This is a genomic window from Mesorhizobium sp. M1396, from assembly GCF_040317725.1.
Taxonomy (GTDB): Bacteria; Pseudomonadota; Alphaproteobacteria; order Rhizobiales; family Rhizobiaceae; genus Mesorhizobium.
Window position 1 is genome coordinate 1 of sequence record NZ_JAMYLA010000107.1, and the last position, 8242, is coordinate 8242.

Sequence of the window (8242 nt, forward strand, 5' to 3'; positions counted from 1 at the left end):
GCGACTGGCACCGGGCGATAACCATCGCCATTGCCGTTCTCATTATCACATGCCCGTGCGCGCTCGGCCTCGCCGTGCCGATCGTCCAAGTAGTCGCCGCGCGGCGCCTGTTCGAGAACGGCATCATGGTCAAGGACGGTTCGGCCATGGAGCGCCTGGCGATGATCGATACCGCGGTGTTCGACAAGACCGGAACGCTCACGCTCGGAAAGCCCCGGCTCGTCAATGCGTCGTCGATCGATCCGGCGACGCTGGCAATCGCAGCCGACATGGCCGCGCATTCGCGCCACCCATTTTCAAGGGCCATAGCCGGCTTTGCCTCGCCTGGCGGGCAGAGCAAATTCGATGCCGTCACCGAGCACCCGGGCTTCGGCATCGAGGCCGCTGCCGCCGGAAACATCTGGCGGCTGGGTCGACGCGGATGGGCTGGATGGAAAGCCCGCACCGGCGGCGAAGGCAGACATGGCTATGGCGGGACGGTTCTGACGAAAGACGGGATCATTGTCGCGACCTTCGATTTCGAGGATGCGCCGCGTGCCGACGCCAGGGCTGCGATCGAGCGATTGAACGATGCCGGGGTGTCGGTGCGGATGCTGTCGGGCGATACAGCAGGCGCCTGCGGCGAAGTCTCGAAAACGCTGGGTATCGACGAATTCGTTCCGTGCCTGCTGCCGTCCGGCAAGGTCGAATGCATCGAAACCCTGGCGAGAGACGGACACCGGGTTCTGATGGTTGGCGACGGCCTCAACGACACGCCGGCACTGAGCGCCGCGCATGTCTCGATAGCGCCGGCCACCGCGGCCGACATCGGCCGCAATGCCGCCGATTTCGTATTCTTGCGTGAAAGCCTTGCGGCAGTGCCTCTCGCGCTGGACGTCTCGCGCAAGGCGGGAAGCCTGATCCGCCAGAACATCGCGATCGCCATCGTCTACAATGCTGTCGCCGTTCCGATCGCCATTCTGGGGCACGTTACGCCACTGATCGCAGCGATCGCCATGTCCGCCTCATCGCTGCTTGTGATCGGAAATGCTCTGCGTCTGCAAGGCTCTGCGTCGAACGCAGCGGCGCAAGATGCACGACAGGACGGGCGCCAGGGCGTCAGCCAGTTGGCACAACTCCAATGACGACCCTTGCCTACCTCATACCCGTGGCCCTCTTCCTTGGTGCCCTTGGACTGGGAGCCTTTCTGTGGGCGTTGAGAAGCGGTCAATACGAAGATCTCGATGGAGCCGCCGAGCGGATCCTGATCGACCGGGACGACAAGCCGCAGGGCTGACTCCGACGGTGCCACCCAAGGCGCCGATGCGGATGGGGCTCCGGAAAATGACCCAGATCAAAGCGCGCAGCGCATAGATCTGGATAGTCAAGGATAGATATCCGAGGAGCGAACATGCGAGCCGAAGCCATAATGACGAAGCCGGTCGTCGGCATGGACCCGGCCGCATCGATCGCCGAGGCGGCCGAACTGATGCTCTCAAAAAAGATCAGCGGCTTCCCCGTCATTCGCAGCGACGGCATGCTGGTAGGGATCGTCAGCGAGGGTGATTTCCTGCGTCGGGGAGAACTGGGCACGCAGCGCAAGCGCCCACGCTGGCTGGAATTTCTCGTCAGCCCTGGAAAGGCGGCCGATGAATATGTCCGCACCAATGGCCGGCGGGTTGAGGAGGTGATGTCACAGGATGTCGTCACGGCATCCCCTGACTCATCGCTCGCCGAGATCGTCGAGCTCATGACACGCCACCACGTCAAACGCATTCCGGTCGTCGACGATGGGAAAGTCGTCGGCATCATCACCCGCTCTGATCTTCTGCGGGCATTGCTCAGCGTCCTTCCGGACAGGGCTGCTACGGTCATCGACGACGAACAGATCCGTCAGAGCATCATTGCCGAGCTTATGGCGCGGAAATGGGCCGGCAGCGACTTGATCGACGTGATGGTCAACGAGGGCGTGGTGAAACTCAGCGGCGCTATCTTCGACGAACGCGAGCGCCAGGCAGCCATCGTCGCCGCCGAAAATGTCGCCGGCGTCAAGGCTGTCAGGGATGATCTCTTTTGCGCCGATCCGCTGTCCGTCATCCTTGTTTCGTAGCTGCTGGACGTGCCCGACGGGCTTAGCGTTGCAAACTGTCGGCCCCAGGATCAATATCGCTCGCTCGATAGCGAATGGTCGAGAATGACGACATCACCAGCCGAGGGGCCAGTGCCAACGGGTTCCGATGCTGGGCTTAAGATATGGTCCGCAACTAGGAGAGGTCTGCGCTTTCAAGCGCCCCAAAGCGGGCCATGGATTCCACAGCCCGCGAACCTCGTTGCGCGGGACCTCCGAGATGTGCGTCGCCGAAGATTGAATGAAGCCTTCGATTCAGCCTGAGCGCTCGGCGCTTTAGCGTTGTCCGGTCGCATGCTGCAGCCGCGCGATCAAGTCCCGGTTGCGGCAGTAGTCTGGCGGACTATCGGCTTGCTGGTGTTCATCGAGCCAAATCGAGCATTCATCTTGGTGGCCACAGGAACGGCAGCGGTCCACCGCCCGGTTGGTGACGGCTGCATGGTCGGGTACGACTTTCAACTGTCTGTCGACGCCCAGCTTCCGCATCATGCGGTCCATCAAGACGGTCCTGGCATCAACTGAAATCAGGTAATCGAGAAAGGTCATGCGGATCACTCCTGCCCACTGGCCATCATTTCCATATTGACGGTCGGCTCGCGTTGATCTCGATCAACAGGCGGCATCGTTGCCAATGCCTGAGCCTAAACGGGAGCTGGGGACGCTAGACCTTTGCGACAAGACGGTCGAGAAATGGCCGTTGACCGACAACCAACTTGTCCGGACCAATAGGCGACGTCGTCTGGCCAGACGGATCGCCGGTCGGCTTCGCCTATCATCAATACGACATGAAGCGGCTAATGCCGCTCTCTTCGATCAGCGTGCGGGTCACGCCGCCAAACGCCCATTCCCGCAAGCGGCTATGGCCGTAGGCGCCCGAGACGATGAGGTCCGCATGGATCGAGCGCGCGAATGTCAGTAACCGGTCGCCGTCGGCTTCGCCGGCCAACATCTCGGTTCGTGCCATGATGCCGTGATGTTCCAGAAAGACCGCGACATCGGCAAGGCTGTCGCGAATGCTCTCGTCGCGATCGGTATCGATCGTGGCGACCACGACTTCGCTAGCCTTGGCCAGGAAAGGCAACGCATCAGCCATCGCCCGCCGTGCCTCCCTGGTGTCCTTCCAGGCAACCAGGACAGTTTTTGCAAGGACGTGTTCGCCATTGCTCGCGGCGACCAGGACCGGACGGCCGGCACCGAGTGCAAGGCTGCCGATATCCACGGCGCGAAAGACGTTGTCTCCATCCCTGCCACCGGTGACGATGAGGTCGGCCGCCCTGGCCGAAACGCTGAGGAACCGAGTCGGGCCGCAGACGGCTTGGCCCCATTCGCTAAAGATCGAAGCAGGAACCAGCCTCTCGAACTCGGCACGCAGTTCGGCAAGCCGTTTCTCGATTTCCGTTCGCTGGATCTGCATGATCTCGCCTTCGTAGACCATGCCGTCGCCTGTCGCGACCAGGGGCGGGACATCCGCTGCCGCCAAGCCGATAAGACGGGCTCCAAATCGTTCCGCGAGTTCGATCCCCACCCTTATAATAGGTGCAGGAGGCCCATCGACGGCGAGGTTTACAATGATTGACTTGTAGGACATTGCCGGGCCTTTCGCTGAAACGATGGAATGCGTGATGAATTGCATTCGCCAGCGTCTGATGCCTTGATGCGCGTCAAAGACCCGCCAATCGCATCCGCATCCGAAAAAGTCGGGCTCGATCCGTTTTTGCGTGTATGGAGACAAGTGATAGGTAGCCTTCGTTCAGGCGTCTCGAACCCAGGGATCTCAGGTGAGTCAGGACGAAGCGCTTATTTTGTCGACCGGCGGGACGATGCTGAAATCAGTTTTGTCGCAAATGTTCGAGCAGGCTCCGGGCTTCATGGCTCTGATGCGTGAGCCGGATCATGTCTTCGAACTGACCAATGCCGCCTACCAACGGCTGATCGGCCACAGGCGGGTGATTGGAAAATCGGTGCGCGAGGCCCTTCCCGAACTCGAAGGCCAAGGGTTTTTCGAACAGCTGGACCATGTGCACAAGACTGGCGAGCCCTATAGGGGCCAAGGCGTGAAGGTCGGCCTTCGCAACATCGACGACGGGCCGATTGAAGAGCGCATCCTGGATTTCGTCTATCAGCCTATCAAGGCCGACGATGGCCGTATCACCGCGATCTTCATTGAAGGCACGGATGTCAGCGAGCTCTCCTTTGCGAACGCCGCGCTTCGGCTGCGTGAGGACCATTTGCGATCGATCCTGGCTACAGTGCCAGATGCAATGGTTGTCATCGATGAGCAGGGCGACATCCAATCCTTCAGCACCGCTGCCGAGGCTCTGTTCGGCTACCAATCAGGCGAAGTCATTGGTCAAAACGTAAAAATGCTGATGCCTTCGCCCTACCGCGACGAGCATGATGCCTATCTGCTTCGCTACCTGACGACGGGAGAGCGCCGGATTATAGGGGTAGGCCGCACCGTCACCGGTATGCGCAAGGATGGCTCTATCTTCCCGATGGAGCTTTCCGTGGGCGAGATGCATCCCGGAACCGGGCGCTTCTTTACCGGCTTTTGCCGCGACCTGACCGAACGCCACCGGGCTGAAGCAAGAATCCAGGAGCAGCAGCAGGAACTGCTGCACATGGCACGGTTTACCGCACTCGGCGAAATGGCCTCAACGCTTGCACATGAGATCAACCAGCCGCTTACCGCCATCACGAACTACCTCAAGGGCAGTCGTCGGCTGCTCGATAAGAGCACGGAAGAGAACGCGCCCATGCTGCGGGATGCCGTGGAAAAGGCAGCTGAGCAAGCCCTGCGGGCAGGAGACGTCATTCGTCATCTGAGGGAATTCGTCGCACGAGGCGAAAGCGAGCGTCAGGTCGAACGATTGCCGGCACTGATCGAGGAAGCCTCGTCCCTGGCCCTGGTTGGTGCCAGGGAGATAAATGTCCTCGTCAGCTACAAACTTGACCCCGCCGCCGAACTTGTCTTGACTGACCGCATCCAGATTCAGCAGGTTTTGCTGAATCTCATGCGCAACGCGGTGGAGGCCATGCAGGACGCGCCGCGCCGCGAGTTGCAGGTCACAACTGTCGCCCGGGATGACGGGATGGCCGAAGTGAGCGTGATCGATACGGGCGCAGGCCTCGCGCCGGAGGTCTCGGCCCAGCTTTTCCAGCCATTTGTCACCACCAAGAAGCAGGGCATGGGTGTCGGGCTCTCGATTTGCCGCACCATCGTTGAATCGCATGGCGGTCACATATGGGCAGAGGCAATACCGACCGGCGGAACCGCTTTCCGGTTTACCCTGCGCATCGTGGAGAAAGAAGAGGTCACAAATGGCCAGCAGTGATCTGGTTCATGTCGTCGACGACGACGTGGACGTTCGCAAGTCTCTCGGTTTTCTCCTAGGGACAGCAGATTTTGCAGTGCGCCTGCACGAATCAGCCACGGCTTTTCTATCGATGTCGACGAGTAGTCTCGACGGCTGCATCGTCACCGACGTGCGCATGCCGGGCATAGATGGCATCGAGTTCCTGCGCCAACTCAGGACCCGAGGACACACACTTCCGGTGATTGTCATGACGGGCCATGCCGATGTGGCGCTCGCCGTTCAGGCGATGAAGGAAGGCGCTTCCGACTTCATCGAAAAGCCGTTCGACGACGAGATGCTGATCGACGCGATCCGCTCCGCGTTGGCCAACCGCAACCAGGCGCCTGCGGCGCATCCACAATCCGCGGAAATCAACGGACGTCTGTCGACATTGTCGGAGCGGGAGCGGCAAGTGCTGGACGGACTCGTCTCCGGTCTGCCAAACAAGACGATCGCCTATGATCTGGGCATCAGCCCGCGCACGGTCGAGATCCATCGTGCCAATGTCATGAGCAAAATGCAGGCGAGCAGCCTGTCGCATCTCGTACGCATGGCATTGATCGTCGAATCCAGACCCTAGGGACGGTCTCCGAAGGCGTTGCCGTTGCCTGCGGCCTCCCTACCCGGCTCCCAATCGCGCCAATGGGTCGGGCGAATGTCAACACGGACGCCAGTCGCGGCGTTTTTCCAACCCTCCCGTCCCTTTGTGCAGGGAAATACGAGCGCATGCTCCCCTTCGTCATCGAAGACGGCCAGTTCGAGGTCCCGACCAAACGGTGCGTTTGAGATTGGCTCCCACATCGTCTTATCTTTGACGGAAACAGCCCGGCGCGCTTTGACCTGGATCATTTCAGGAATTGTTGAACCTCTTTCCGCAAGACGCCACCTTCCCTTGATCGTGATCAAAGACGCTCCACAGAGCGTCGGCTCACCTCGAATTGAGATAGGCCAATTGATCCGGCGCAATGCGCGGACGCCTTCAACGCTTCAGGAGGACGATGAAAACGTCAAGGAGTACCCTGATGAGCCAGATGTCCCATACCTCTTTCGCCAGTTTCAGCCACGCTGCCCAGCAGGCGCAGCAGTGGGTCAATGAGCTCGCCAAGGATCTCTGCTGGAGCGAACCGAGCGCGTGCCGCCTCTTGCGGTCCGTTCTGCACACGGTGCGGGACTGGCTGTCGCCAGAGGAAATGGCCGATCTTTCCGCGCAGCTGCCTGTTTTGGTTCGCGGCATCTACTTCGAAGGCTGGAACCCGTCGGCACCTGCGAGTGAGCGCAAGAAGCACGACTTTGTCGTCAGTGTCAGAAACAGTTTCGGCTATGATGACGAGGTTGATTTCGACGTCGCGATCAACGCGGTGTTCAAGTTGCTCGACCGCCATATATCGCATGGTGAGATCGTGCGGATCAGAAACTCGATGAAGAAGTCGCTTCGAAAATTGTGGCCCGTGGATTGACCGATGTTCCGCGACCGGGAGGACGCTGGAGTGAAGCTTGGCCTGGAGCTGAGCAAGCTTCAACTGCATCAGCCTGTTGTGCTGGCATTGCCGCGTGGCGGCGTGCCTGTCGCGGTGGAAGTGGCCAAAGCTCTCAACGCCCCTCTTGACCTGCTTATTGTCCGGAAGGTAGGCGCCCCAGGCAATCCCGAGCTGGCTGTCGCCGCAATCGTCGATGGCGACCCCGGAGAGGTCGTGCTGAATCGTGAGATCGTCGAGACCTATTCACTCGACGAAGACGCGCTACGTGTCTTGATCGCCAAAGAACGTCCCGAACTGGAACGTCGGCGCGTTGCCTATCGAGGTAAGAACAGACCGTTGTCGATCGCTGGAAAGGCCGTGATCATCGTTGATGACGGTGCCGCGACCGGCACGACCATGAAGGTCGCGATCCGCGCCCTCAAGCGTAGGTCACCACGGGAAATCATCGTGGCTGTTCCTGTTTCACCACAGGAGACTGTTGCCGAACTGGCGCGGGAAGCGGACCGCGTCGTTTGCCTTAGTCAGCCAGGACAGTTCCGCGCCTTGGGCTACCACTATCGAAGGTTTCCTCAACTCTCCGACAGCGACGTTGTCGCTGCTATGGATGAGGCTGTTCGGTCGAAAACCAGCAGGCAACACCGAAGCGGGCAACAGACCACCGGCCACGGTTCAAAAGCCGCCACGAAATCAATCCCACAGAATGACCGAGAGAAATAGGAGATCACGTCATGCTGATCCGCACGCTTTCCGCCTTGGAATGTACCAAAATGCTGACGGCCAATCGTGTTGGCCGCCTGGCGTGCGCGAAGGATGGGCAGCCCTACGTCGTACCTCTTTACTACGCTCATTCCGATGCGCATCTTTACGCGTTCTCCATGCCTGGCAAGAAGATCGAATGGATGCGAGCCAATCCGCTGGTATGCGTCCAGGTCGACGAACATGGCCAAGGCCGAGGGTGGAGAAGCGTCGTTGCCGACGGCCGATACGAAGAGTTACCGGATCGAATTGGCCACAAACTCGAACGCGATCATGCGTGGTCGATGTTGAGCAAACATACCGACTGGTGGGAGCCCGGCGCATTGAAGCCGGTCTCGCCTCCCGTTTCGGACAGCGCTCCGCACGTTTTCTTCCGGATCCTGATTGAACAGGTGTCCGGACGAGAAGCCGGCGAGTAGTCGTTCCATCGATTCGTTGCAAGAAATGGAAAGGCCCGCGCCATTCGCCCGGCCCGTTGTTACAGCCGGTGGCTTTGTTTAGGGCCCGAAAACCCCGCCGCGGCCCCACAAAGCTACTAGCCATTG

Annotated in this window: 11 protein-coding genes; 8 read left to right on the forward strand and 3 right to left on the reverse strand. The window is 60.0% G+C overall.

The genetic code is table 11. The annotated features are described in order from the left end of the window. The 3 genes from NKH02_RS33585 to NKH02_RS33595 all read left to right on the forward strand — a co-directional run. A partial coding sequence (locus NKH02_RS33585; RefSeq protein ID WP_352884089.1) for an HAD-IC family P-type ATPase occupies window positions 1-1124 on the forward strand: 1124 nt, incomplete at its 5' end. Beyond that, the gene (ccoS, locus tag NKH02_RS33590) at window positions 1121-1276 is read left to right on the forward strand and encodes a cbb3-type cytochrome oxidase assembly protein CcoS (protein ID WP_352873318.1); all 156 of its coding nucleotides are present in this window, start codon (window positions 1121-1123) and stop codon (window positions 1274-1276) included. The genes NKH02_RS33585 and ccoS, both read left to right, overlap by 4 nt. 114 nt (window positions 1277-1390) lie before the next feature. Then, window positions 1391-2089, forward strand: a complete 699-nt coding sequence (locus tag NKH02_RS33595; RefSeq protein WP_352884090.1) for a CBS domain-containing protein — start codon at window positions 1391-1393, stop codon at window positions 2087-2089. Between the two features lie 294 nt (window positions 2090-2383). Here NKH02_RS33595 and NKH02_RS33600 read toward each other — a convergent pair whose 3' ends face one another. Together NKH02_RS33600 and NKH02_RS33605 are read right to left on the reverse strand one after the other, a co-directional pair. Then, window positions 2384-2653: a DUF6455 family protein gene (locus NKH02_RS33600; protein WP_352873315.1), complete on the reverse strand. Its 270-nt coding sequence runs from the start codon at window positions 2651-2653 to the stop codon at window positions 2384-2386. 229 nt (window positions 2654-2882) lie between these two features. After that, window positions 2883-3695 (reverse strand): putative universal stress family protein, encoded by an 813-nt coding sequence (locus NKH02_RS33605; protein WP_352884092.1) that lies wholly within the window; start codon window positions 3693-3695, stop codon window positions 2883-2885. Between the two features lie 190 nt (window positions 3696-3885). On the opposite strand from NKH02_RS33605, the gene NKH02_RS33610 reads away from it, so the two are divergent. Next, window positions 3886-5442, forward strand: coding sequence for a PAS domain S-box protein (locus tag NKH02_RS33610; RefSeq protein WP_352873313.1), 1557 nt, complete (start codon window positions 3886-3888; stop codon window positions 5440-5442). Next, complete coding sequence (gene fixJ / locus NKH02_RS33615) at window positions 5429-6043, forward strand: response regulator FixJ (protein WP_352873312.1); 615 nt, start codon at window positions 5429-5431, stop codon at window positions 6041-6043. Before NKH02_RS33610 ends, fixJ begins: the two co-directional genes overlap by 14 nt. Here fixJ and NKH02_RS33620 read toward each other — a convergent pair. Beyond that, a complete protein-coding gene (locus NKH02_RS33620; protein ID WP_502911071.1) occupies window positions 6040-6369 on the reverse strand; it encodes a hypothetical protein in 330 nt (109 codons plus the stop codon). The genes fixJ and NKH02_RS33620 overlap by 4 nt on opposite strands. Before the next feature lie 59 nt (window positions 6370-6428). Between NKH02_RS33620 and NKH02_RS33625 the strand changes: the two genes are divergently transcribed. The 3 genes from NKH02_RS33625 to NKH02_RS33635 are packed head-to-tail and all read left to right on the forward strand — an operon-like array spanning window position 6429 to window position 8116. Further along, on the forward strand, window positions 6429-6920 hold the full coding sequence (locus tag NKH02_RS33625) for a DUF2267 domain-containing protein (RefSeq protein WP_352873311.1): 492 nt from the start codon (window positions 6429-6431) through the stop codon (window positions 6918-6920). Window positions 6921-6923: 3 nt separating this feature from the next. Continuing rightward, window positions 6924-7658, forward strand: coding sequence for a phosphoribosyltransferase (locus NKH02_RS33630; protein WP_352884094.1), 735 nt, complete (start codon window positions 6924-6926; stop codon window positions 7656-7658). An 11-nt stretch (window positions 7659-7669) separates the two neighbouring features. Beyond that, window positions 7670-8116, forward strand: coding sequence for a pyridoxamine 5'-phosphate oxidase family protein (locus tag NKH02_RS33635; protein WP_352873308.1), 447 nt, complete (start codon window positions 7670-7672; stop codon window positions 8114-8116). Window positions 8117-8242 lie beyond the last annotated feature (126 nt).